Here is a 25887-nt window from a genome sequence, read left to right on the forward strand (position 1 = left end):
ATGATTCCATGTCCCAGAACATTTACGACGACCAAGAATTTTTCGATGGCTACGCGCAGCTGCCGCGCTCCCGCTGCGGCCTGGACGGCGCGCCCGAGTGGCCGGCGCTGCGCGCCATGCTGCCCGATCTGCGCGGCAAGAGCGTGGCCGATCTTGGCTGCGGCTATGGATGGTTCTGCCGCTACGCCAGCGAGGCGGGGGCCAGCGAAGTGCTGGGCATCGAGCTGTCGGAGAAGATGCTGGCGCGCGCTCGCGAGCTGACCCGCGGCGGCAACATCCATTACCAGCAAGGCGACCTCGAACGGCTGGTCCTGCCCGAACAAGGGCTGGATCTGGTTTACAGCTCGCTGACCCTGCACTATCTGCCCGACCTCGATCCGTTGTTCGCCGCTGCCCATCGCGCCTTGAGGCCAGGCGGCTGGCTGGTGTTTTCGATGGAGCATCCCATCCATACCTGCCCGAGCGTTCAGCAGTGGGTAAATGACAGAGAAGGCCGCCGCTCCTGGGCGGTCAACGGCTACCAGGCGGAGGGGCGGCGCGTCAGCAACTGGCTGGCCGACGGCGTGGTCAAGTACCACCGCACGCTGGGCGCCACGCTCAACGCCCTGATGGCTGCCGGCTTCGCGTTGCGGCATGTGAACGAATGGGGGCCGAGCGCCGAGCAGATCGCCATCGAGCCGGCGTTGGCGGAGGAGGCCGAGCGCCCGATGCTGGTGCTGATAGCCGCGCAAAAGTAAGCGCAGGGGAGGCGTCGCGGTCCGCCGCGCCTCTTTATCTACTCGTTTTTGCGCGGGCAAGCCGACGCGTTAAACCATGTGAGTATCGCGAGACAAACCGTTGTATAATCGCGCGATTTTGTTTCCGCCCAAGACGTTGAACATGAACAAGACTCCCCGCGTCGGTTTCGTCTCCCTTGGTTGTCCCAAGGCCGCGAGCGATTCCGAGCAGATCCTGACCCGCCTTCGCGCCGAAGGCTATGAAATCGCTCCTTCCTATGACGGGGCTGACCTGGTGGTGGTGAATACCTGCGGCTTCATCGACTCCGCCGTAGAGGAATCGCTGGACGCCATCGGCGAAGCGCTGAATGAAAACGGCAAAGTGATCGTCACTGGCTGTTTGGGGGCCAAGGGCGATGTGGTGCGCGATGTGCATCCGTCGGTCTTGGCCGTGACCGGCCCGCACGCCACCGAGGAAGTGATGACCGCGGTGCATACCCACCTGCCCAAGCCGCACGACCCCTTCGTCGACTTGGTGCCGGATATCGGCGTGCGCCTGACGCCCAAGCATTATGCCTACCTGAAGATTTCCGAGGGCTGCAACCACCGCTGCACCTTCTGCATCATCCCGTCGATGCGCGGCGATCTGGAAAGCCGTCCCATCCACGACGTGCTGCGCGAGGCGGAGAGCCTTGCCAAGGCCGGCGTCAAAGAGATCCTGGTGATCTCGCAGGACACCTCGGCTTACGGCGTGGACACCAAGTACAAGCTGGGTTTCCACAACGGCCGTCCGGTCAAGACCCGCATGACCGAGCTGTGCGAAGAGCTGGGCAGCCACGGCATCTGGGTGCGTCTGCACTACGTCTACCCGTACCCGCATGTAGACGAGGTGATTCCGCTGATGCGCGACGGCAAGATCCTGCCGTATCTCGACATCCCGTTCCAGCACGCCAGCCAGAAGGTGCTGAAGCTGATGAAACGGCCAGCCAACAGCGACAACGTGTTGGCGCGCATCAAGAAGTGGCGCGAGATCTGCCCGGAATTGGTGATCCGCTCCACCTTCATCGTCGGCTTCCCCGGCGAGACCGAGGAAGACTTCGAGGAGCTGCTGGCATTCATCCGCGAGGCGGAGCTCGACCGCGTCGGCTGCTTCACTTACTCCCCGGTCGAAGGCGCCACCGCCAACGAGTTGCCGAACCCGGTGCCGGAAGACGTGAAAGAAGCCCGCAAGGAGCGCTTCATGGAAGTGCAGGCCGAAATCAGCGCGCGCCGCCTGGAGCGCCGCGTCGGCCAGACTTTGAAAGTGCTGGTGGACGAGATCGATGAAGAAGGCACCGCGGTGTGCCGCAGCTATGCCGACGCGCCGGAAATCGACGGCCTGGTGTTTGTCGAAGACTCGACCGGCATGCAGCCGGGCGAGTTCTACCAGGTGGAAATCGTCGATTGCAGCGAGCACGATTTGTGGGGCGAGCGTCGCTGACGCGTGCCTCGCGGACAAGACAAAGCGCCGGATTTCGATCCGGCGCTTTTTTATTTCGCACTGGATAAAGTTTTTGACATTCCGGCCCTTGCGGCAAGATGGTTAACGGTATAATGGCCGTCAGCTTATGACGAGGCCATGTTTGTCAATGTCCTATTCGATTCAAACCCTGGCCGACATCGCATCTTGCGATCTCCTGTGTTGCCCGCCGTCCCTGCCCATCCGCGAAGCCGCCAGCCGGATGATGGCGGCAGCCTGCAGCTCCATCGTCGTGCGCGACGAAAAAGGAGAGGTGCTGGGCCTGTGGACCGAATCCGATGCGCTGGAGGCGTCGCTGGGACGCCGCGATCCGGACCTGCCGGTGGGGCAGGCGGTCAGCGCGCAGTTGGCCAGCCTGCCGCACGACATGTCGTTGCAGGACGCGGTGGAGGCCTTCCGCCGTCGCCAGCTGCGCCACGCGCTGGTGTGGAAGCGCGGTCAGCCGCTGGGCATCGTCACGCTGACCGACATCGTCCGCAATCAGGGGCTGGAATCCTTTCTGATCGTCAAGCGCATCCGCGACCTGCCCGGGCTGCCGGCGCGGTCGCTGCCGGCGGCGGCCACGCCGCGCGAAGCGATGGAGCGGATGCGCGAGCAGGGCCTGTCCGCGCTAGCTGTGGCGCTGGACGATGGCGGGCACGGCATCGTCACCCAGCGCGACGTGTTGCGCTGGCTGGCTTCGGACCAGTTGCCGCCAACCCTGGGCGAGGGCTGTCGCCGCCCGCTGATCGGCGTGTCCGAATTTTCCAGTTTACTGCAGGCCAGGCGCCTGCTGCAGCAGCACAATATCCGCCACCTAGCGGTGTTCGGCGACGACGGCGGCCTGCTTAGGCTGCTGGGCTTCGACGACATCGTGCAGGGCATCGAGCACGAATACCTGCACGAGCTGAACGAGGCGCTGCGTCAGCGGGACGAGGCCTTGCAGCAGTCGCGCCACAGCCTGCTGTTGGCCGACAAGGTGTTCGAATCGACGATGGAAGGCATCATCATCACCGACCGCAACGGCGTGATCCAGTCGGTGAATCCCGCTTTCGCCCGCATCACCGGCTACAGCCGGGAAGAGGCGCTGGGCAAGACGCCGGCCTTGCTGAAATCCGGCAAGCAGCCGCCTGAGTTCTATCAGCAGCTGTGGCGCTGCCTGCTGCGCGACGGACGCTGGCAGGGCGAGGTGGTGAACCGCCGCAAGGGCGGCCTGTTGTACACCGAGCACCTGAGCATCACCGCGATCCGCGACGCCAACGGCGAATGCCTGCACTACGTGGCGGTATTTTCCGACATCACCCAGCGGAAGCAGGCCGAGGAAAGGCTGCACTTCCTGGCCAACCACGACGCGCTGACCAGCCTGCCCAACCGCACGCTGTTCCTGGAGCGGCTGCAGGGCGCGGTGGACCGGGCCGGCGCGGCCGGCCAGCAGCTGGCGCTGCTGTTCATCGATCTGGACCGCTTCAAGCTGGTCAACGACACCCTGGGCCACTACGCCGGCGACCAGTTGCTGATCCACATCGCGCGGCAGCTGCAGTCGCGGCTGCTGCCCACCGAGACCGTGGCCAGGCTGGGCGGCGACGAATTCACGCTGCTGCTGGAAGGTGCCGCCGGCGAAGCCCAGGTGGCCGCGCGGGCGCAGGCGATGCTGGACGCGGTCACCGAGCTGTCCGGCGTGGCCGGCCAGCAGATGTTCATCTCCGCCAGCATAGGCATCAGCATGTTCCCGCTGGACGGCCGCGACGCCGACACGCTGCTGGTTCACGCCGACACCGCGATGTACCGCGCCAAGGATGGCGGCAAGAACGGCTTCCAGTTCTACACCCCGGACATGAACGCGCGCGCGCTGGAGCGGTTGAAGCTGGAATACAGCCTGCACCGCGCGCTGGCGCAGCAGGAGCTGGAGCTGTGGTACCAGCCCAAGGTGGCGCTGGACAGCGGCGCGTTGGTGGGCGCGGAGGCGCTGCTGCGCTGGCGGCATCCCGAGCTGGGCCTGGTGCCGCCGGACCGTTTCATTCCCATCGCCGAGGAAAGCGCGCTGATCGCGCAGATCGGCGCCTGGGTGCTGGAGACCGCCTGCGCCGACGCCCGCCGCTGGCGCGACGCTGGCCTGGCGCCGGGCCGGCTGGCAGTGAACGTTTCCGGCCGCCAGCTCAAGCACGGCGATTTTGTCGCCGAGCTTGAGCAGACGCTGGCCCGCCATGGCCTGGACAGCGGCGCGCTGGAGCTGGAAATTACCGAGAGCGTGGTGATGGAGGACGCCGGCGGCATGGTGGACACGCTGTTCCGGCTGCAGAAGCTGGGCATGTATCTGTCCATCGACGACTTCGGCACCGGCTATTCCTCGTTGTCCTATCTGAAGCGCTTGCCGGTGCGCGGACTGAAGATAGACCGCTCCTTCATCGACGACCTGCATTGCGACGGCGACGACGCCGCCATCACCAGCGCCATTATCTCCATCGCCCGCAGCCTGGGGCTGGACGTGGTGGCGGAGGGGGTGGAAGAGGAGGCGCAGCGGCGTTTCCTGCTGGAGCAGGGATGCAACTGCGCGCAGGGTTATCTGTTCAGCAGGCCGCTGCCGCGCGCTGATTATGAGGCGCTGCTGAGCTGCAGCCTGGCCGGCGCGGAGGCGTAAAAAAACCGGCGTCGGGAGACGCCGGTTTTTCATCGGAAGCCGGAGCTTAGCCGCCGATCCTGTCTTTGCCCATGAACGGACGCAGCACGCTCGGCACGGTCACGCTGCCGTCGGCGTTCTGGTAGTTTTCCAGCACCGCGACCAGGGTGCGGCCTACCGCCAGGCCGGAGCCGTTCAGCGTGTGAACCAGCTGGTTCTTGCCGTTTTCGTCCTTGTAGCGCGCCTTCATGCGGCGGGCCTGGAAGGCCTCGCAGTTGGAGCAGCTGGAGATTTCGCGATAGGTGTTCTGCGCCGGCAGCCACACTTCCAGGTCGTAGGTCTTGGACGAGCCGAAACCCATGTCGCCGGTGCACAATGTGATCACGCGGTAGGGCAGCTCCAGCGCCTTCAGGATGTTCTCGGCGTGGCCCACCATTTCTTCCAGCGCGGCGTAGGAGTCTTCCGGCTTCTCCACGCGCACCATCTCCACCTTGTCGAACTGGTGCTGGCGGATCATGCCGCGGGTGTCGCGGCCGTAGCTGCCGGCTTCGGAACGGAAACACGGCGAGTGCGCGGTCATCTTCTTCGGCAGCTCGCTCTCTTGCAGGATGGTGTCGGCGACGGTATTGGTCAGCGTCACTTCCGAGGTGGAAATCAGGTATTGCGGCACGGCGGACTCGTCGCCGCCGCGGGTCACCTTGAACATGTCGTCGGCGAACTTGGGCAGTTGGCCGGTGCCCAAAAGCGCGGTGTCGTTGACGATGTACGGGGTGTAGTGCTCTTCGTAGCCGTGGCTGCCGGTATGGGTGTTCAGCATGAATTGGGCGATGGCGCGGTGCAGGCGGGCGATGTCGCCCTTCAGCACGGTGAAGCGGGCACCGGACAGCTTGGCGCCGGTGTCGAAATCCAGGCCCAGCGGGGCGCCGACGTCGACGTGGTCTTTCACTTCGAAGTCGAACTGGCGCGGCACGCCGACGCGGCGCACTTCCACGTTGTCCGCCTCGTCCTTGCCGGCCGGCACCGATTCGTGCGGCAGGTTGGGGATGGACATCAGCCAGGCGTCCAGCTTGCCCTGCACGCCGTCGAATCCTTGTTCGGCGGCTTTCAGCTCGTCACCCAGAGTGGCTACTTCGGCCATGATGGCGGAGACGTCTTCACCCTTGCTCTTGGCGATGCCGATCTGTTTGGAAGTAGCGTTGCGCTTGGCTTGCAGTTCCTGCATCCGGGATTGCAGGGACTTGCGCTCGGCTTCCAGCTGATTGAATGCGGCGGTGTCCAGGGTGTAGCCGCGGTCCGCCAGACGGGCGGCGACGGCTTCGATGTCATTGCGAAGTAGATTGATGTCGAGCATGATTATTCCTGTTTTTCACTATCGGGATTTTGCTGGGCGTCTGCATCCAGCTGACGCAAAAAGGCCAGTTTATCCTGAATCTTGCTTTCCAGCCCGCGCGGCACCGGACGGTACCACTCGATGTCTTCCAGCCCCTCCGGAAGATAGGTTTCCCCGGCGGCGTAGGCGTGGGGCTCATCGTGCGCGTAGCGGTAGGCATGGCCGTAACCCAGTTCCTTCATCAGGCGGGTGGGCGCGTTCCGCAAGTGTACCGGCACCGGGCGGGATTTGTCCTGTTTGACGAAGGCGCGGGCCTGATTATACGCGTTGTATCCGGCATTGCTCTTGGCGGCCACCGCCAGATAGATCACCGCTTGTCCCAGCGCAAGTTCGCCTTCCGGACTGCCCAGCCTTTCGTAGGTCAGCGCCGCGTCGTTGGCGATCTGCATCGCGCGCGGATCGGCCAGGCCGATATCTTCCCAGGCCATGCGCACGATGCGCCGCGCCAGGTAGCGCGCGTCGGCGCCGCCGTCCAGCATCCGGCTGAGCCAGTACAGCGCGGCGTCCGGATTGGAGCCGCGCACTGATTTGTGCAGCGCCGAGATCTGGTCGTAGAAGGCGTCGCCGCCCTTGTCGAAGCGGCGCGCGTTCAGCGTCAGCACTTCTTCCAGAAAAGCCGGGTCGATGTGCGCCGCGCCGCGGGTCTGCGCCGCGGTGCGGGTCTGTTCCAGCAAGTTCAGGAAGCGGCGGGCGTCGCCGTCGGCGTAACCGGTCAGCGTGGAGACGGCCGCGTCGTCGAAATTCAGCCCGTCCAGCGCGCCTTCCGACCGCGCGCGCTCGAACAATTGCTTCAGCTCATCCTCGCTCAGGCTGTTCAGCACATAGACCTGGGCGCGCGACAGCAGCGCGGAATTGACCTCGAACGACGGGTTTTCGGTGGTGGCGCCGATGAAGGTGATCAGGCCGGATTCGACGAAGGGCAGGAAGGCGTCCTGCTGGCTCTTGTTGAAGCGGTGCACCTCGTCGACGAACAGGATGGTGCGTCGGCCGGAACGCTGCAGCACGGCATGCGCCTTTTCCACCGCCTCGCGGATGTCCTTGACGCCGGCGAACACCGCCGAGATCGGGATGAACTCGGCATCGAAGCTGGCGGCCAGAATGCGCGCCAGCGTGGTCTTGCCCACGCCGGGCGGGCCCCACAATATCATCGAGTGCGGCTTGCCGGACGCCACCGCCAGGCTCAGCGGCTTGCCCGGGCCGATCAGGTGCTGCTGGCCGACCACCTGGTCGAGCGCTTGCGGGCGCAAGGCCTCGGCCAGCGGTTTTTGCGGTTCGACGGAAAAAAGATCGGACATGGCGCGATTTGGGCGGGATGGAGCGGAGAAACAGTATACCAGTTGGAGGCGGGCATGAAAAAAGCGCCGGGCCGGTGCTTTTTGCTTGCATGTCGATGGAATGACGGTAGGCTATGGAGCCTGGAAACCTTGCCGTGCAAGCTCCGTGCTTCGTTTTTCGAAATGATGGCGAAGGGAAGATTTCCTGATGCCGTGTGGCGCTTGGCGGGACGATTTGAGCGGCGGTTTTCGACCAGAAAAATCGGTAGAATTTTGAGGTGGTTTTTTATCTTTAAAAATCAGCAGTTTGAAAATGGTGTGTTCCCCACGTGCGTGGGGATGAACCGATTGTGAAATGGCCGTCGTCGGTGCAGGTATCGTGTTCCCCACGTGCGTGGGGATGAACCGCAGTTGACGATGGAGGATTCGGCATGAATAAGCGTGTTCCCCACGTGCGTGGGGATGAACCGCCGGCCACCAGCCCGCTGACCTGGTTCAGGACGTGTTCCCCACGTGCGTGGGGATGAACCGCTGGTTGCAGCGCTGAATGGTGGCGTCGAATGGTGTTCCCCACGTGCGTGGGGATGAACCGGGTTTGGTTGATCGCCATAGCAAACAGGACCCGTGTTCCCCACGTGCGTGGGGATGAACCGCTCGGCGTCAAATTGGGGATCGCCGGGCTGGGGTGTTCCCCACGTGCGTGGGGATGAACCGCCGTCCGGCACCAGGCGCCGAATCTTGGCCGGGTGTTCCCCACGTGCGTGGGGATGAACCGCTCGGTACACGCAGCAACGCGTCCGCAACAGCGTGTTCCCCACGTGCGTGGGGATGAACCGCAGGGAGTGGAGATTCAGGATGCGTAATCTTGAGTGTTCCCCACGTGCGTGGGGATGAACCGTCAGGCTTACGCTGTCAACGCCTGGCTGATGCGTGTTCCCCACGTGCGTGGGGATGAACCGGCGCGTTGTTCGCGGCCTGAGCAAAACACAAAGTGTTCCCCACGTGCGTGGGGATGAACCGTAGTAAGTAACACTCCAGGCCCAGCTGCAGGGGTGTTCCCCACGTGCGTGGGGATGAACCGAAAAACGCCTTCTTCGCGGGTTCTTCGTGTATGTGTTCCCCACGTGCGTGGGGATGAACCGGTGCTGGGGACCCATTACCGCGACTCTGTCGAGTGTTCCCCACGTGCGTGGGGATGAACCGTGGACCGTTGGGATGGTGATGTCGGTGGCGAGGTGTTCCCCACGCACGTGGGGATGAGCCGGCCAGGGAAATCGGATTTGTGATCCCCAAGGAGTGTTCCTCACGCATGTGGGGATGAACCGAAATGGGCCGACGTCGCCCGCCTCTACAACGGGTGTTCCCCACGCACGTGGGGATGAGCCAAAGCTAGTGCCTCAAGGCTTGAGGGTTCGAGAATATTCCCCACGGTTGTGGGGATGAGTGACGGGGGACGGCTGGAGTGGTGTCGCGGCGTTGCCAGCCTGGCCGCGTCCGAAAACAAAAAAGCGCCCCTTGGGGCGCTTTTTCGGCACAACAATCCAGAAGGCTTAGGCGCGCTTCTTGAATTCGTTGGTGCGGGTGTCGATTTCGATCTTTTCGCCGGTGTTGACGAAGGCCGGAACCTGAACTTCGAAAGTGGTGCCAACCAAGCGGGCCGGCTTCAGCACTTTGCCCGAGGTGTCGCCGCGCACGGCCGGCTCGGTGTATTCCACTTCGCGGACCACGGTGGTCGGCAGTTCCACGGAGATGGCCTTGCCGTCGTAGAAGGTAACCTGGCAGATGTCTTCCATGCCGTCGACGATGAAGTTCAGGGTATCGCCCAGGTTGTCGGCTTCCACTTCGTACTGGTTGAATTCGGTGTCCATGAACACGTACATCGGGTCGGCGAAGTAGGAGTAGGTGCAGTCCTTGCGATCCAGCACCACCACGTCGAACTTGTCGTCCGCGCGGTATACGGCTTCGCTGCCGGCGCCGGTCAGCAGGTTCTTCATCTTCATCTTGACGACGGAGGCGTTGCGGCCGGATTTGCTGAATTCAGCCTTTTGAACAACCATCGGGTCGCTGCCGACCATGAATACATTACCAGCGCGCAGTTCTTGTGCGGTTTTCATGCTTGTCTAATTCCCAAACTCTTGAAATGAAGCCGGGAAAGATTCCCGACAAAACACGGCATTCTAGCTGATTTCGCCGACGAAGTGCAGCAGTCTGGCCGCGAGATCGCCGTCTTTCAGCAGATGCTGTTGCCAGTTTGTCGCATGTTCGCGCCACGCCGGCAGCCAGGGCGCGGCGTCGCGCCAGGCGGCGGCGATGTCGCCGTGCCGGTTCCAGGCCAGGTTCAGCGTGCGCACCGCGGCGGCCATCCCGGGCGGCAGGCCGGCGCAGTATTGCTCGAGAAAAGCTTCCAGCTTGGCGATATGGGCGTCGTCGTCCTGCGGGTAGATGTGCCACAGCATGGGCCGCGCCGCCCATTGCGAGCGCACCAGGCTGTCTTCGCCGCGCACGCAGTTGAAATCGCAGCTCCACAGCAGGCGGTCGTAGTCGTCCTGGTCGCTCAGCGGCAGCGCGTGAACGTCCAGATTGCCGAGGCGGGCGTGGTCGCCGGCGCGCAGCGCGCGACCGAACAGGCCGGCGACATCGGGCAGCACCTTGCCTTCCGGCACCAGGCAGCGCACCGGCAGCGGGCCGTCGGCCCAGGCTTGCAGCAGCTGCGCGGCGGCCGGGTTGTGGTAGGCGAACAGGCTGACGCGCAGCTCGCCGGCCACGCGCCGCGGCAAACCGCGGCGCAGCCAATAGTCGTTTTGCGCGGCTTCGTCCGCTTGCCAGGCTGTCCGCGCGTCTATCAGACCGTCCTCGCAGATCAGCCCGCCGCTGGCGGCGTCGAAGCCAGGGAAGAAGAAATGCTTGGTCAGCGGCAGTCTGGGGTGGGGCGAGGGCAGCTTGTGATGGCTGAGGGTCCAGTCCTCGGCCGACAGGTATTCCAGATTGATCCACGCCGGCTTGACGGCCTGGGCCGCCATCGCGTTCTCGAAACTGTCCGGTAGGCGGCAGCCGAAGGCCTCGATCACCGCGTCGGCGGGGACGATATCGGCCGGGAAATCCGTCTGCGGCCAGTGGAGGATGTCGATGTCGGCCAGTACCTGTCGTGGCAGGGCCGGGTCCAGCCCCGGGGCGATGCGGGCGAAGCTGTCCAGATCGTCCACCCACAGCCGCACGGCGTGGCCGTGGTCGCGCGCCAGCCGGCGCGCCAGGCGCCAGGCGACGCCGATGTCGCCGTAGTTGTCGATGACGGTACAGAAGATATCCCAGCTGCGAGGTGGCATGAGGCGAAACGATGGAGAAACAAACGCCGGCAGCTTACCACGGAAGCGCGGCGCTGCGGGCTGGCTGCGGCGGGCCTTATAATCCCATTCATGCCGCGCCTTCTCGCCCTGTTTTTGATCGCCCTGAGCCTGCACGCCCGCGCCGATGTCGCCTCGCTGCAGGCCGCGCTGCGCGCCGAGCGCCCACAGGCGGAGACGACGGTGGCCGCCTTGCAGCAGCTGGACGCCGCGTTGCTGCGGCCGGATTCGCTGTATCCGGCGCTGGACCAGCTTCCCCTTATCCAATTGCAGGCACTGTATCGCCACCGCGGCCAGTGCCGCGCGCCGTGGCCGGCGCTGCCGGCCGATGTATTGCGTTTCGAGCGCGCGCTGTGCGGTGGCGAAACGCTGCCGCCAGAATGGTTCGCCGTCCATTCCATCCATCCGCTGGGCGGCAGTTACGCCTGGCACTATCTGCAGCGCCATCCCGATTCCGCGCCTGCCTTGCAGCCTTATCTGCACGTGCGCGAGCGGCCGGAGGCCTTTGCCGGCATCGGCGGATTGAGCGACGACAACCTGGCCGCGCTGCTGTCCGGCGAGCGCTGGCTGCTGGACGGCGGCGCGCTGTGGTGGCGCGACGGCGCGTCCTGGCGGCGCTACGGCGCCGAACAATGGCGGCCGCTGGCGGAATCGGCCGGTTTGGCGCTGAGCCCGCTGGCCGACGGCGACGCCTGCCCGCAGCCGCTGGGCCGGATCTGCGCGCAGCCGTTGCCGCCGTCGCCATGGTGGTGGCGGGCGCTGGCGGGCTTGTCTCTGTCGGCGCTTGCCGGCGCGCTGGCCTATGGCTGGCTGCAGAGACGCCGGCTGGAGCGGGAGCGGCGCTTCGTGCTGCAGATGCTCACTCACGAGCTGCGCACGCCCATCGCCGGCCTGGGCAATGTGGTGGAGGACTTCCGCGCCGGTTTCGATCAACTGCCGCCCGGCGCGCAGCAAGGCTTCGGCCGGCTGGCCGACGGCGTGTTGCGGCTGCGCCAGCTGGCCGACGCCAGCCGCCACTATCTGGCGGCGGACAGCCGGCTGGAAGCGCCGCAGCCGCTGCCTTTGTCGGAGTGGCTGGACAGCTTCGCGGAACGCCACGGGGCGACTTACTGTCTGGATCAGGATAGAAATTTGAAGCTGCCAGCCTACTGGCTGTGCCTGTGCCTGGACAATCTGCTGCGCAACGCGCGCCAGCATGGCCGGCCGCCGGTGCGCATCCTGGCCAGCTGGGAGAAGGGCCGGCTGCGGCTGGCGGTGAGCGACGGCGGCGCGCTGCCGCGCTACCGCTTGTCGCTGTTGCGGCGCGAGCTGGGCGCGGATGCCGGCATGGGGCTGGGCCTGGCCATCGTGCGGCGGGTGATGAACAGGCTGGGCGGACGGCTGACGCTGGAAGGGCCGCCGACGACATTCGCGCTGGAGTTGCCGTGTGACGATATTGCTGATTGAAGACGACGCCGAACTGGGCGCGGGCTTGCGCCAGTTCCTGCAGCAGCAGGGCTACGATTGCCTGTGGCTGCGCGATGGCGGCGAAGTGGCCGCCCATTGGCGGCAGGCCGAACTGGCGATACTGGACCGCCAGCTGCCGGACGGCGATTCGCTGCGCCTGTTGCCGCAGTGGCTGGCGCTGAAGGCGCTGCCGGTGATCGTGCTCACCGCTCGGGTGGAGCTGGACGACCGGGTGGCCGGGCTGGAGGCCGGCGCGCGCGATTATCTGACCAAGCCCTTCGCCCATGTCGAGCTGCTGGCCCGCGTGCGCGCCCAATTGCGGCCGCTGGGCGAGGGCGCATTGGCCTGCGGCGAGCTGCAGTTGTTTCCGGCCAGGCTGGCGGCAGCCTGGCGCGGCGGCGAGGTGGCGCTCACCCGCACCGAATTCGACCTGCTGGCGATGCTGGCGCGGATGCCGGGCCGTGTGTTCACCCGCGACGAGCTGCTGAACCAGGTGTGGGGCTACCAGCATTTCCCGTCCACCCGCACCGTGGACACCCACGTGCTGCAACTGCGGCAGAAACTGCCCGACATCCCGATCGAAACCGTGCGCGGCGTCGGCTACCGGCTGAGCGGGGGCGAGGCGTGAAGCCGCCGTTCTGGCTGGCGCTGGCCTGGACGGCGCAGGCGGCCGCCGCGCCGCTGCTGCCCGCCACGCCGCTGGAGCCGGCCTATCACGCCTTGCTTTCCGGCGACCGCGCCGGCGCCTGGCGCCAGCTGGACGCGCTGGGGGCCGCGATGTCCAGCGCCGCGCAGCGCCAGGCCTGGCTTGCGTTGCAGCATGAGATGGTTGCCGGCCAGTGCGGCCGCGACGCGCCGGCTGCGCCGCCCGCGTGGCTGGGCGACCTGGAGCTGGACCTGATCCAGCGCGACATCCCGCTCAGCCGTTCCTACATCGTCAGGCTGAACGGCGTCAGCCCGCGGCGCGACCTGCGCTGGTCGCTGCGGCTGCCGGACGGCCGCGAGCTGCTGGCCGGCGCGAAGACGCGCTACGACGGCCGCCAGTTCGAGCTGGAAAGCGAAGACCAGTCCGCCGCCTTGCCGCCGGGCGTGTACAGGCTGAGCGCGCAAAGCGGCGGCGAGACCTGGCGGCAGGATCTGTCGCTGCCGGGCATGGCCGCGATGGACTGGCTGCGGCGCGACGGCCGCAAGCTGACGCCGCGTCCGCCTACCCAGCCATCCGCCTGCCCGCGGCCCTGGTTGGAACAGGCGCTGCTGTCGCAGCCGGATTTCGAACTGCGCTGGTGGCAGCGGCGCGAGCTGGGCCAGACGCTGCGCTGGCCGGCCAACCCCGGCGAGAAGCTGTGGGCCAGCGTGTCGCTGTTGCGCGCCGAGTTCAGAGGGCCCATCGCCGTCCGCCAGATCCACCGCGTGGCCGCGCCCTTGAGCCAGTTCTGACATTATCCTGACAATTGCCTGTTCCTTTTGCGCTGCAATGCGGTCTATCGAAATGACCGATTTGCGGGAGAGGGCATGACGCGTCTGATCAAAATATTGCCGCTGGCGGCGGCGTGGGGGATATCCCTGCCGGCCTGGGCCGGGCTGGTGTTGCAGAACCCGGAATGGAAAGTGGAGCTGGAGCCGGCCACGCTGGCGCTGAAGGTGACGCCGGCGGGCGAGCCGGCGCGGCGGGTGTCCGACGGCGTGCCGGCGCGCAAGGTGTCCGCGCTGCGCCAGGACGATCAGTCCGCCGACTGGCAATGGGACGACGGCCGTTACCGCTGGCAGGCCAAGCTGCAAGGCCGGGACCTGACGCTGACCCTGAACGCCAAAGCGCCGGGCAGGGTGGAGCTGCTGCGCCAGCCGGCGGCCGCGATGGGCAAGGGCCTGCTGCTGCCCCTGGCCGAGGGCAGCTACATCCCGGCGGGCAGCAAGCTGTGGCGCGATTTCCTGCCCGGCTTCGCCGGCGACGGCCTGGACACCTCGGAAAACCTCAGCCTGCCGCTGTGGGGCATGGACTATGGCCGCCGCAGCCTGCACTGGCTGCTGCTGGAGCCGTTCAACAATCAATTGGCCATCCGCGCCGACGGTTCGAATCTGGCGCTTGGCCTGAGCCACGAATTCAACCCGCTGAATCAGCAGCGGCCGATGACGCTGCTGCTGCGGCTGGCCGACGACAATCTGCTGGCCGGCGCGCAACGCTATCGGCAATGGCTGATCGAGCAAGGCCGTTATCAAACGCTGGCCGACAAGATCCAGGCGCAGCCGGACACCGCCAAGCTGATCGGCGCCAGCCACGTCTATCTGTGGGGCAATAATCTGCTGGATGCGTCCGACGTGCGCGACTGGCCGGCCTTCCTGACGCTGCTGCGCGGGCCGGACCCGCTGGCGGCCAGGCTGCGCGGCCGTTTCGACGCCGAGGCCGGCAAGGTTTTGCGCCAGGCCGGCGCCAAGCCGGACCATTACCAGCAACGCGCGCTGATGGAGGCCGTCAATCAGGCGCTGACCGCTGAAGCCCGCGCCGGCTGGCTGGGCAAGAAGCCGGACTGGGAACGGATGGCCGCGCCTTATCAGCGGCTGCGCGCGCTGGCGGAACGGCTGTTCGGCCCGGCATTGCGGCCGGATGCGTCGCGCTGGGGCGGCGGGTTGTCGCGCAAGACCATCACCGCCTTGCAGGCAGCCGGACTCAAGCGGCTGTGGCTGGGCGCGGACAACTGGGAGGGCGGGCTGTGGCAGCCGCAGGCGGTGAAGGCAGGCGTGGATGCCGGTTATTTGATGACCGCCTACGACTCCTACGAAACCGCGCTGAAACCGGGTTATCGCGAGGACTGGCTCACCGCTCAGCAGGGCGAGGCTATTTTCCGCGACTGCGGCGTGACGCTGGCCAATGGCAAGAAGAAGGCCGGCTTCCAGCAATCCGGCTATTACACCAACCCGGATTGCGTGCGCGACACCTTGCAACAGCGCACCCGCGCGCTGCATGCCGCCACCGGCTTCAACAGCTGGTTCTTGGATGCCTACGCCACCGGGATGGTGTTCGACGACTACACCTCCGGTCGCCAGACCGGCAAGGCGGAGATGGCGGCCGGCTATGAAAAGTCTATGCAATGGGTGGCGAACGCCTACCGGCTGCCGGTGGGATCGGAAATGGGCAACGCCGCCACCAGCCGCGGCATCGCCTTCGCCCACGGCATGCAGGTTCCGGTGATGGGCTGGGGCGATGCCGATCTGCAGAAAAACAAGCAGTCGCCGTACTTTCTGGGCCGCTGGTATCCGTCCAACCAGCCGGAAACCTTCTTCAAGAAAGTGCCGCTGAAGCAGCCGTACCGCGATCTTTACTTCAGCGCGCCATACCGCTTGCCGCTGTACCAGGCGGTGTTCCATGGTTCGGTGATCACCACCAACCACTGGCTGTACGACAATCTGAAATTCTCCAACGGCTACGCCGACAACCTGCTGGCGCAGTGGCTGTACAACGTGCCGCCGCTGTTCCACCTGTCCGCCGCCAGCCTCAAGGCCCGCTTGCCGCAGCTGCAATGCGCCGACCGCGCCTTCCGCCCCTTGCATGAGCGGCTGGCCACCCAGTCGTTGACCGGTTTCTCCTGGCTCAACCCCGAGCGCACGCTGCAGCAAACCCGTTTTGCCGACGGCAGCCGGCTCACCGCCAACTTCGGCTCCGCGCCGGTCCGCTACGATAAGCAAACCCTGCCGCCGCAAAGCCTGCTGGCCGAGCTGGCCGGCCAGCCACCCAGACTGCTGCAGGTGGCGGATTGCGCCGGTAAGTAAGCGGCGGCGATAATGCCGATGTCGTTTTGCCGGTCATGGAGCGGCGGTTTGCCATGGCCGGCGAGCGGCATTGCCGAGCGATCGAGATGGTGATTTTTTGAGCGGAAAAATCGGTAGATTTTTAGGGTGGGTTTTTATCTTTAGAAATCAGAATCTTGAGATTGGTGTGTTCCCCACATGCGTGGGGATGAACCGCCCTGCGGATGCTGAATTTGCATCTGCTACGGGTGTTCCCCACATGCGTGGGGATGAACCGGCGCGCGCCTGGTTGTCGGCCTTGGCGGAATCGTGTTCCCCACATGCGTGGGGATGAACCGCGGATGATGCGGGACCAGGCGGCGCAGGCGAAGTGTTCCCCACATGCGTGGGGATGAACCGCGAACTGAATGAAATTCCTGGCCTGCCCTTCGGTGTTCCCCACATGCGTGGGGATGAACCGGCGGAATGGGCGCTGCGTCGCTTACTCTCCTCGTGTTCCCCACATGCGTGGGGATGAACCGCATGAGCCACGCCCGCGCCCACTTCCAGCGGGGTGTTCCCCACATGCGTGGGGATGAACCGGGGTCAGCGCCGGCATCGATGTGGCGCTGGCCGTGTTCCCCACATGCGTGGGGATGAACCGTCCGGAGACGCCCGCCGGGTTGAGTCGCTGGCGTGTTCCCCACATGCGTGGGGATGAACCGCTGTGGAGCAACTTCCATGAATGCCCGATTCTGTGTTCCCCACATGCGTGGGGATGAACCGGACATCCACGCGCTGATCCAGTCATTGCGGGAGTGTTCTCCACATGCGTGGGGATGAACCGGACGGCGCGCAGGGCAAGACCGTCAATGCCGAGTGTTCCCCACATGCGTGGGGATGAACCGGCGGCCTCGGTCCGCAAATGATGGCGATCATCGTGTTCCCCGCATGCGTGGGGATGAACCGTCGGCCCGCCGGCTGGGGCGCATGCAAGAGCGTGTTCCCCACATGCGTGGGGATGAACCGATCGCCAACGTCTACAAGGTGCCGATCAAGAAGTGTTCCCCACATGCGTGGGGATGAGCCGGCGGTATGCACATTTGCGTCCGGTTTGGTTGTGTGTTTCCCACGCCCCTGGCTCGAGAAAAGACGTGGCTTTCTTTATGGGTAGTGATACGGGATTTCAAAAATATGGGGATTGAAGCGTGGGCGATGGTTGTGGGAATCGTCAGGCCAAACGGCAGGTACAACTCTCGACCCTGCAAGTTGCTGCCTAGAGAAGTTTCATGGCATGAGTTATGTCAATATTCTTATTGACCAAAATGACAATGTGCTTTTGGGCTGATAGCCTGCGCGCTTGGGTTGGTTCCAGTTGGCAGATCGGTTTTCACTGGGAGAGGCGATGCAGACAGAGTTGGACGGCAAAAAAGAGGTTCATGAACCCTCCAGTGTAACCGGACTAAGTTTTGATGATCTGCACCCCGCGGTCCGACAGCTATGGGCCAAAAGCGGTGACCCGACTGGCCATGGCCTGTTATGTCACATGCTGGACGTGGCTGCGGTGACCAGAGCTTTGCTCGACTACTGCGGGATTTCGGCCAAGGCGTTGGCGCTGCGTTTCGGCCTGCCCGAGTGTGCGGTGTTTCCATGGTTGGCTGCCTTGGTGGGTTTGCATGATCTGGGCAAGGCTACGCCTGGTTTTCAGGCGAAGTGGAACGAGGGGCGATTGCTGGATGAGCGGGCGGGTCTGCCGTTCATGCCGGAAAAGGCTTTGGAGCAAGACCGTCACGACCAGGCTACCGCTAGCCTGTTGCCAGCGCTGTTGCAGGCGCGCGATACGCCTTTTGCCTGGTCCTTGTGCGTGGCGCAGTCGGTCAGCGCCCATCATGGTTTTAATTTCGTCGATATGCGCAAGGGCGCGCCCTTGCGCGAGCCGGATGCCTGGAAGCAGGCGCGGCAGCAGCTGTTCGACGTTTATTGGGATACGGTTGCGCCGCCCGATTTGCCGCAGGATTGCGATCTATCGCTGATCGCAGTGGAGTGGCTGGCTGGTCTGACCAGCGTATGCGACTGGATAGGCTCCAACGCCGAGTGGTTTCCGCCGGGAGAGCGCGGCGCAACGCCGCTCGAACATTTCCAAAGCGCGCAGTCAATCGCACGTGCGGTCTTGGCGGATGGCGACAAGCTGGGTTGGCCACCTAAACGTGCCTTGCTCCAACAGCCCGATCTTACCTGCGATGAGCTGCTGACGCGCATCCTGAACGCGCCGGAGCGGCTTATCGCTCGGCCGCTGCAGCGTGTTGCGGAGGCGCTGCTGGAGGAGGGGACCGGGCCTGCCTTGATGGTGGTGGAAGCGCCGATGGGCGAGGGCAAGACCGAGCTGGCCTTTCTGGCCAGCCTGCGGCTGCAGGCCAGGCAAGGTTATCGCGGCATCAATTTCGCCTTACCTACTCAAGCTACCGGCAACGCACTGTTCGAACGCGCACTGGTGTTTTTGCGCGCGTTCGCGGCTGGGGTCCATCTGGACATCCAGCTGGCGCATGGCGGCGCGGCCATGAATGAAACGGTGGCCAAGCTGCGCAATGTCTGGGGGGATGAAGGGGACGACGCAGTACGCTCGTCCGCCTGGTTCGGCCAGCGTCGTCGCGGTCTGTTGTCGCCGTATGGCGTGGGCACGGTGGATCAGGCGCTGTTTGGTGTGATGAACGTCAAACACCACTTTGTCCGCTTGTGGGGTCTGGCAGACAAGGTTGTAGTGCTGGATGAAGTCCATGCTTATGACGCCTATACCAGCACATTGATCGAAGCCTTGCTGCGTTGGCTCAAGGGCATGGGCTGTTCGGTGATTCTGATGAGCGCCACCTTGCCGGACGCCCGGCGGGCGCGCTTGTTGAACGCCTGGGGAGTCGACACTTCGATTATTCCGGTTTTGCCCTATCCAAGAGTTTTGCTGGCGGACCGCAGCGGAGTGCGCGGCGAGACATTCAACGTACGCGAACAGCAGCCGATCACGGTGTCCGGCCTGGATGAGTCGCTGGAAAGCATCGCCGCTGCCGCGTTGGCCGCGCTGGAACATGGCGGCTGCGGCGCGGTGATCGTCAATACCGTGGACCGGGCGCAGCAGCTGTATTCCATGCTGGCGGGAAGGCTGGGAGAAAACGTGGAGCTATTGCTGTTCCACGCCCGTTTTCCCGCGGATGAAAGGCTATTGTGCGAGCGGCAAGTCTTGCGGACTTTTGGCGCGCCGGATGCTTCCGGTCAACGGCCAGAGCGAGCCTTGCTGATCGCTACGCAAGTGGCGGAACAAAGCCTCGATATCGACTTCGACTTCCTGATTTCCGACCTCGCCCCGGTGGACTTGCTTTTGCAGCGGGCCGGCCGGCTGCATCGCCACCGCCGCGGGCAGCGGCCCTCTAGCCATCAAACGCCGCATTTGCGGGTTGCCGGTTTGTTGCCGGACCGCCTGCCGGAGCTGAAGCAGACCAAGTGGGGAAGCATTTATGGCGATTATCTGTGCCTGGTGACTTGGGCCATTTTATTGAATGAGCCTGTCTGGCGTTTGCCGCTGGATATCGATCGGCTGGTGCAGGCGGTTTACGCGCCATGGCCGGACTTGAGCCGTTTGTCCCAGGAACTGCAGGACCGGATCGAGATGGTGGACAAGACCCGCCACGGTGCCAAAACGACTTTCCAAGCCCAGCTGGCCAGCCATATCGCTATCGATTCCAATGCCGAGCCCGCCTATGCCTACGCGGACAAGCCGCATGGCGCGGATGAAGACGACATTCTCGGCCTGCGCAACAAGACGCGGCTGGGCGAAGACGGCGTTACCGCGCTGCCGCTATGGCCGGATGTCGACGGCAACTGGCGACTGGCTCCAGATGACGCGCCATTCAGTCCGCAGCAGGCGGTAGATGACGCGCTGGCCAAACGCTTGTACGCGCGGCAGATCAAGCTGTCCCGCAAGGATGTGGTCCAGGCCTTGTTGCAGCAGCCCCTGTATCCGGCGCTGCAGGAACATGCGCTGCTGGCGCATTGCCAGCCCTTGTTGCTGCAGCCTGGCGGCAGTCTGTTGGGCAATACGCTGGTTAATTTGGATCCTTGCCTGGGCCTGGTGTATGGCCCGGAGCCGAAACAGGAGAGGGCATGAACGCAAGATTCAATCTGCTGGATGAGACCTGGCTGCCGGTGCGCAAGCTGGATGGCCGGGTGGAGATGGTCGGCTTGCTCGAACTGTTTGCTCGAGCGGGAGAGATGAGCGGTTTGGCGGAAACCGATCCGCCCAATCTGATTGCGCAATACCGGCTACTGCTCGCCATCTTTCACCGGGCCTTGGCTCATGGCAAGGGGCAGTGGTCATCGCGTGACATGGCGGGCTACTACCGAGAGGGGCTGCCGGTCGATCTGATCCACGCTTACCTTGAGCAATGGCGGGAGCGTTTCTTCCTGTTTCATCCCGAATTTCCCTTCATGCAGGTGGCGGCATTGGCCACGGCGGAAGAAACCCGCGACAAAACCAAACCGTGGACGCAGATCGCCCTGTCCAGCAGCACCGGCAATGCGCCGGTACTTTTTGACCACTCAATTGATGACTATCCACAACCAATTACTTTGGAAAAAGCATTAAGTCATCTACTCGGGTGTTTGCAGAGTGTTCCCGGTGGTTTGGTGAAAGTTCTTCGTACATCTGATCGGGCTGGGCCATTAGCAAACTGTGCTGCAGTTTTGCCGTTGGGGGCGAATTTAGCTAAAACTTTGGTTTTGGCGTTGCATCCTTGTAAGCCAGAAATTAATGATCTTCCTTCTTGGGAAAAGGAAGCTATCACAATGGCAGAGTTATCTGCTGATTCTAAATTGGTAACAGGGCCAAATGATAGATATACAAGACAGTGCCGGGCAGTTCTTTTATTGCAAGATGGTCCGTTGAATTTGGTCGGACATATTCTCTTTTCTGAGGGGGTGGCAATTGAAGAAAGTGAACACGTTCCTGATCCAATGGTTAACTATTTCATGGGAAAAGAGTCGGTAGTTAAACTCGGGTTTCAGGCAGGGCGTGCGATATGGCGAGATATGGCGACTCTCCTGCCAGATGTTCAGCAGGAAAGTGGATTGCGTGCCCCTGTATTGGTTTGGGCTAATAGTATTTTGGCCAATCAATCTGGAGTGTCACTAGATGTAATGGTAGCAGGTTGGGCAATGAAACCTAGAAAAGCAGCTGCAATTGAAAGATGGCGGCTCGATCATTTAGTACTTCCCGCATGCCTTTTGTTACAACCTGAGGCGGCTGATGAATTGCGAGACCATTTGAGTCTATCAGAGAAAGATTTCACTCAGTTTAGCCACGTTGCAACAATGATGCTGACCTACTCCATGCCCGATGAATCGCACAAAGATACCCGCAGCCGGGCGCGCAGCCTGTTTGAAAATGGCCCGGCCGGCACGCTTTATTTTTCAGCGCTGGAGCGCCAATTGCCGCGCCTATTGGATCTGATAGGCGAATCTCGCCTGGACCAGGCGGATGCTCATTGGGCCGCTTCCCGTCGTGCTGCGCTGGAGCAGGCCTGGATCGCCGCATGTCAGCAGTCCGGCACCACGGCCAAGGCGCTTCGCGCGCAGGAGCGAGCGGAGCCGGCCTATCGCTCGTTGTTGAAACCGCTGAAGTCCCCATCGTCTGTCGAGGAGCAAGCCCATGTCTGAACACGCGCAGGACTTCATCCTGCATTTGCAGCAATTGGCCGAGCAGGATAGGGGCGCATTGGCCGCTTTGCGCCGCAGCGTTGGTTTCCCGCCCGGCGCATACCCGCCGGCCTTTCCCCATGTAGAGCGTTTCGTGCCTCCGGACAGCCACGCAGAAGACAGCTTCCGGCTGGCGCTGTATATCGCGGCCAGCCTGTTTGCCTTGCTGCCCAAGCATCAAACGGGGCAGAGTCTGGCCGCTGCTTTCGGCAAGCTTTGGCGTGCGAGAGAAAGCGACAGTGTGGAAAAGCGCTTCATCACTTTGCTGGATGCGGAACCGGAACAGCTGCCCAACTATTTGCGCCAAGCGGTGACGCTGCTGGCGGCGGATGGTTACGGACTGGATTACCAGGCTTTACTGCGGGATCTGAATTATTGGCTGTCGCCCTGGCAAAGGGAGCAATACGATGGCACCACCTCGCGCGACAAGGTGCGCCGCAATTGGGCGCGGGATTTCTATCGCCAGCATGAAACCGAGCAAGGCTGATTTTTTCCATTATCCAGAGAGATAGCCATGAGTCTGTTTGTCGAATTCCATTTGATTCAGAATTTCGCGCCGTCCAACCTGAACCGCGACGATACCGGCGCGCCCAAGGATGCCGTGTTTGGCGGCTACCGTCGCGCCCGGGTCAGCAGCCAATGCCTCAAGCGCACTATTCGCTTGGGGGCGGATTTCCCATCGCAAAACCAGGGGGTGCGCACCAAAAAATTGCTGGAACTGCTGCGGGCGCAATTGCGCGAACAATACGGTCGCGAGAGCGAGGACGTGGATGTCCGCATCGAGGCCGCTTTGGCGGCTGCGGGCCTCAAGCTGAAGGACGACGGCAAGACCGAGTACCTGCTATTCCTTGGGCAGCAGGAGATCGACGCTTTCTCCAAGCTGGTGAACGAGCATTGGGATGTTCTGGCCACGCTGGTTAACGGCGAGAAAAAGAGTAAGAAAGACGCCAAGGCCAGCGCGCCAGCCGAGGTGGTGAAACAGGCCAAGTCCATCATGAATGGCGGCAAGGCGCTGGACGTGGCTCTATTTGGCCGCATGCTGGCCGACATGCCGGAAGTGAACCAGGACGCCGCCTGCCAGGTGGCGCACGCGATCAGCACGCATCGCGTGGAGCGCGAGTTTGACTACTTCACCGCGGTAGACGATATGGGCGGCGCGGACGAGACCGGCGCGGGCATGATAGGGCAGGTGGAATTCAATTCCGCCACCTTCTATCGCTATTCGGTGGTCGATCCTGCCAAACTGGCGGCCAATCTGCAGCATGACAAAGAACTGGCATTGACCGGCCTGCATGCTCTGACCCTGGCGACGGCGCGCGCCATTCCCACCGGCAAGCAAAACACCTTCGCTGCGCATAACCCGCCTAGTTTTATCGGCGTGGCCATCCGCCATGCCAGCCCGCTGAATCTGGCCAATGCTTTTGAAAAGCCGGTGTACGCGCGCGGCGGCGAAGCGCTGACCGCGCCCTCGGTGGCTGCTCTGGCCGACTACGACAGCAATTTAGCGGGCATCTACGGCGACGCGAACGATGCCTGGGCTTATATCGACCTGTCCGGCGCTTGGCCTGCGGGCAAGGGAGAAAAACTGCCCAGCTTGAATGCGCTGGCCGACTGGGTGGTGAGGCAAGCCCGCGCCAAGTTGGAGCAATGAAATGGCCACGTTGCTGCTCAGGCTGGCCGGCCCCATGCAATCATGGGGAACGACCAGCCGTTTCGATGAACGCGACAGCGGTTTGGAGCCATCCAAGTCTGGCGTGCTGGGGCTGATATGCGCGGCGCTGGGGAGGGATCGCGCCGCGCCGCTGGATGATCTGGCTGCGCTGAGAATGAGCGTGCGGGTGGATCGTGAGGGCCTGCTGATGCGCGATTACCAGACTGCTACCGGTGTGTTGCTTGCATCAGGCAAGACGGATGCCAAACGCACAGTGATCAGCCCACGCTATTACCTGGCCGATGCGGCGTTTCTGGTGGCGCTGGAGGGCGAGCGCGGTTTGCTGGCGACCATACAGAAGGCTTTGCAACGACCTGTTTGGCCTTTGTCCCTGGGCCGCAAGGCCATGCCACCCGGTCCACCGGTCTGGCTGCCAGATGGCATTCAGGATGAAGCCGCTCAGAAGGTGCTGTCTTCTTGGCCGCGCATCGCGCCGTGCCGCGCCGAACATAAAGGGCAGTCCTTGCGCCTGATGAGCGAACACCCGAGCGAAGGCGCGGTGCGGCTGGACCAACCGGTCGCGCCATTTGCCGAGCGGCGTTTCGGGCCGCGTTTTGTAAAGCCGGAGGTGGTGGATGTACCTGACACAACTGACGCTTGACGCCAGGCTGGCTGCGGCGCGCCGCGATCTTGCCAACGCCTATGACATGCACAGGAGTTTGTGCCGGGCATTTGCGGCAGATGGGCATACCAAGCCTGCGCGCTTTCTGTGGAGGCTGGAGCGACATGACGCCGCGCAAGGCGAGGCCATGGTGTTGGTACAGTCGGAACTGCCGGGCAACTGGCAATCGTTCGGCTACGTACAGACTATCGCTTGCAAGCCTTTGTCGCTGGAGGCGCTGGTGCAAACTGACAAACGCTACTTCTTCCGTCTATTGGCCAACCCCACGGTGACGAAGGAAGGTAAGCGCTACGGTTTGCAGGCGGAAGAGGCGCAACTGGCTTGGCTGGCGCGACAACTGGAGAAGTCAGGCGCGATGATTCAGCATGTGCAACGCGGGATGAGTCAGCAATGGAGGCTGCGTAAGCCAGGCAGCCTGATGACCTTGCAGGCGGCGCGCTTCGATGGTGTGCTGGCAGTGGACGATGCGCAGAAATTGCGTTTGGCAGTGGCGTCAGGCCTGGGGCACGCCAAAGCCATGGGTTTGGGCTTACTCTCTTTGGCGCCGTTGTAAAGGAAACGGGATGAGCCAACCCCTCCCGCCCTTGAAGCCGCTCCCGATCAAGGAGCGGCTTTCCGTCTTATTTGTCGAGCGCTGCCAGTTGGATGTGCTGGACGGCGCTTTCGTCGCGGTGGACGTCACTGGCGTGCGCACCCATATCCCGGTGGGCGGCGTAGCCTGTTTGATGCTGGAGCCGGGCGTGCGGGTATCGCACGCCGCCTGCAAGCTGGCGGCCCAGGTGGGCACTTTGCTGGTGTGGGTGGGCGAGGCCGGGGTGCGGCTGTACTCGGCCGGCCAGCCCGGCGGCGCGCGCGCCGACCGGCTGTTGTACCAGGCCCGGCTGGCGCTGGACGAGGACGCGCGGCTGAAGGTGGTGCGCGAGATGTACCGCCGCCGTTTTGGCGACGAGCCGCCGCAAAAGCGCAGCGTGGAACAGCTGCGCGGCATCGAGGGCGCGCGGGTGCGGGCCATGTACCAGCAGCTGGCGCAGCAGTACGGCGTCAAATGGCAGGCGCGCAATTACGACCGCGAAGACTGGGACCAGGCCGACATCCCCAACCGCTGCCTGTCCGCCGCCACCGCCTGCCTGTACGGCGTGACCGAGGCGGCGGTGCTGGCGGCCGGCTACGCGCCGGCCATAGGCTTCATCCACAGCGGCAAGCCGCTGTCCTTCGTCTACGACGTGGCCGACGTCTACAAATTCGAAACCGTGGTGCCGGTGGCCTTCGCCGTCGCCGCCAAGCCGGTGCACAACGTGGAGCGCGAGGTGCGCCAGCGCTGCCGCGACATGTTCCGCAAAACCAGGCTGCTGGAGCGCATCATCCCGGACATCGAAACCATGCTGGACGCCGGCGGCCTGGACAAGCCGGAGGCGCAGGGCGTGGTGGACGCGGCGTTTCCGGAAGACGAGGGGCTGGGCGATGCTGGTCATCGTACTTGAGAACGCGCCGCCCCGGCTGCGCGGCCGGATGGCGATCTGGTTGCTGGAAATCCGCGCCGGGGTCTACGTTGGAAACTACAACCGCAAGATCCGCGATTACCTATGGCAGCAGGTGGAGGACGGGTTGGAAGATGGCAACGCGGTGATGGCTTGGCAGGCCGCCACCGAGGCCGGCTTCGACTTCGTCACGCTTGGGGCCAACCGCCGCATGCCGGCCGAGTTCGACGGCGCGAAATTGGTGTCTTTTCTGCCGCCACCGGTACCGGAAGAGAGCAGTGAATAGCATGAGGATCGCTTTGTTCCAGAGGGCGATTTGGCTCTTTGAAAAT

General features: G+C 63.7%; 19 protein-coding genes and 2 CRISPR repeat arrays. Of the genes, 15 read left to right on the top strand and 4 right to left on the bottom strand.

Annotated features, from left to right (window positions below; translation table 11 throughout):
• The first annotated feature begins 8 nt into the window (after positions 1–8).
• From LQR33_RS04845 to LQR33_RS04855, 3 genes are all read left to right on the top strand, one after another.
• Positions 9–737 (top strand): class I SAM-dependent methyltransferase, encoded by a 729-nt coding sequence (locus LQR33_RS04845; RefSeq protein ID WP_231178686.1) that lies wholly within the window; start codon positions 9–11, stop codon positions 735–737.
• A 142-nt stretch (positions 738–879) separates the two neighbouring features.
• The gene (rimO, locus tag LQR33_RS04850; RefSeq protein ID WP_031296344.1) at positions 880–2196 is read left to right on the top strand and encodes a 30S ribosomal protein S12 methylthiotransferase RimO; all 1317 of its coding nucleotides are present in this window, start codon (positions 880–882) and stop codon (positions 2194–2196) included.
• A 148-nt stretch (positions 2197–2344) separates the two neighbouring features.
• Positions 2345–4852: an EAL domain-containing protein gene (locus LQR33_RS04855; RefSeq protein WP_231467809.1), complete on the top strand. Its 2508-nt coding sequence runs from the start codon at positions 2345–2347 to the stop codon at positions 4850–4852.
• Between the two features lie 46 nt (positions 4853–4898).
• On the opposite strand, the gene serS is transcribed toward LQR33_RS04855, so the two are convergent.
• From serS to earP, 4 genes are all read right to left on the bottom strand, one after another.
• Positions 4899–6182: a serine--tRNA ligase gene (gene serS, locus LQR33_RS04860; RefSeq protein WP_221665955.1), complete on the bottom strand. Its 1284-nt coding sequence runs from the start codon at positions 6180–6182 to the stop codon at positions 4899–4901.
• A 2-nt stretch (positions 6183–6184) separates the two neighbouring features.
• The gene (locus LQR33_RS04865) at positions 6185–7516 is read right to left on the bottom strand and encodes a replication-associated recombination protein A (RefSeq protein WP_231467811.1); all 1332 of its coding nucleotides are present in this window, start codon (positions 7514–7516) and stop codon (positions 6185–6187) included.
• 297 nt (positions 7517–7813) lie between these two features.
• Positions 7814–8881: direct repeats of the CRISPR family, unit length 29 nt; unit sequence GTGTTCCCCACGTGCGTGGGGATGAACCG.
• A 164-nt stretch (positions 8882–9045) separates the two neighbouring features.
• On the bottom strand, positions 9046–9609 hold the full coding sequence (gene efp, locus LQR33_RS04870; RefSeq protein ID WP_031296347.1) for an elongation factor P: 564 nt from the start codon (positions 9607–9609) through the stop codon (positions 9046–9048).
• 63 nt (positions 9610–9672) lie between these two features.
• Positions 9673–10818, bottom strand: a complete 1146-nt coding sequence (gene earP / locus LQR33_RS04875; protein ID WP_231467813.1) for an elongation factor P maturation arginine rhamnosyltransferase EarP — start codon at positions 10816–10818, stop codon at positions 9673–9675.
• Positions 10819–10908: 90 nt separating this feature from the next.
• Between earP and LQR33_RS04880 the strand changes: the two genes are divergently transcribed.
• From LQR33_RS04880 to cas2e, 12 genes are all read left to right on the top strand, one after another.
• A complete protein-coding gene (locus tag LQR33_RS04880; RefSeq protein ID WP_231467815.1) occupies positions 10909–12282 on the top strand; it encodes an ATP-binding protein in 1374 nt (457 codons plus the stop codon).
• Positions 12263–12910, top strand: a complete 648-nt coding sequence (locus LQR33_RS04885) for a response regulator transcription factor (RefSeq protein ID WP_231467817.1) — start codon at positions 12263–12265, stop codon at positions 12908–12910. Before LQR33_RS04880 ends, LQR33_RS04885 begins: the two co-directional genes overlap by 20 nt.
• Positions 12907–13719: a DUF2861 family protein gene (locus LQR33_RS04890; protein WP_231467819.1), complete on the top strand. Its 813-nt coding sequence runs from the start codon at positions 12907–12909 to the stop codon at positions 13717–13719. The genes LQR33_RS04885 and LQR33_RS04890 overlap by 4 nt, the downstream gene beginning before the upstream one ends.
• A 75-nt stretch (positions 13720–13794) precedes the next feature.
• Complete coding sequence (locus LQR33_RS04895) at positions 13795–16047, top strand: glycoside hydrolase (RefSeq protein ID WP_231467821.1); 2253 nt, start codon at positions 13795–13797, stop codon at positions 16045–16047.
• A 166-nt stretch (positions 16048–16213) separates the two neighbouring features.
• Positions 16214–17095: direct repeats of the CRISPR family, unit length 29 nt; unit sequence GTGTTCCCCACATGCGTGGGGATGAACCG.
• Between the two features lie 315 nt (positions 17096–17410).
• Positions 17411–20158, top strand: a complete 2748-nt coding sequence (cas3, locus tag LQR33_RS04900; RefSeq protein WP_269326203.1) for a CRISPR-associated helicase Cas3' — start codon at positions 17411–17413, stop codon at positions 20156–20158.
• The gene (gene casA, locus LQR33_RS04905) at positions 20155–21705 is read left to right on the top strand and encodes a type I-E CRISPR-associated protein Cse1/CasA (RefSeq protein WP_231467825.1); all 1551 of its coding nucleotides are present in this window, start codon (positions 20155–20157) and stop codon (positions 21703–21705) included. Before cas3 ends, casA begins: the two co-directional genes overlap by 4 nt.
• Positions 21698–22231: a type I-E CRISPR-associated protein Cse2/CasB gene (gene casB / locus LQR33_RS04910; RefSeq protein WP_221665947.1), complete on the top strand. Its 534-nt coding sequence runs from the start codon at positions 21698–21700 to the stop codon at positions 22229–22231. Before casA ends, casB begins: the two co-directional genes overlap by 8 nt.
• A gap of 27 nt (positions 22232–22258) precedes the next feature.
• On the top strand, positions 22259–23395 hold the full coding sequence (gene cas7e, locus LQR33_RS04915) for a type I-E CRISPR-associated protein Cas7/Cse4/CasC (RefSeq protein WP_076227430.1): 1137 nt from the start codon (positions 22259–22261) through the stop codon (positions 23393–23395).
• Position 23396: 1 nt separating this feature from the next.
• Complete coding sequence (cas5e, locus tag LQR33_RS04920; protein ID WP_221665946.1) at positions 23397–24056, top strand: type I-E CRISPR-associated protein Cas5/CasD; 660 nt, start codon at positions 23397–23399, stop codon at positions 24054–24056.
• The gene (cas6e, locus tag LQR33_RS04925; RefSeq protein WP_221665945.1) at positions 24031–24630 is read left to right on the top strand and encodes a type I-E CRISPR-associated protein Cas6/Cse3/CasE; all 600 of its coding nucleotides are present in this window, start codon (positions 24031–24033) and stop codon (positions 24628–24630) included. The genes cas5e and cas6e overlap by 26 nt, the downstream gene beginning before the upstream one ends.
• Positions 24631–24640: 10 nt before the next feature.
• Entirely contained in the window at positions 24641–25558 is a 918-nt protein-coding gene (cas1e, locus tag LQR33_RS04930) for a type I-E CRISPR-associated endonuclease Cas1e (protein WP_231467827.1), read from the top strand.
• A complete protein-coding gene (gene cas2e / locus LQR33_RS04935; protein WP_221665944.1) occupies positions 25539–25841 on the top strand; it encodes a type I-E CRISPR-associated endoribonuclease Cas2e in 303 nt (100 codons plus the stop codon). Before cas1e ends, cas2e begins: the two co-directional genes overlap by 20 nt.
• Positions 25842–25887 lie beyond the last annotated feature (46 nt).

The sequence above is a fragment of the Chromobacterium piscinae genome, assembly GCF_021129175.1.
GTDB classification, from domain to species: Bacteria; Pseudomonadota; Gammaproteobacteria; order Burkholderiales; family Chromobacteriaceae; genus Chromobacterium; species Chromobacterium piscinae.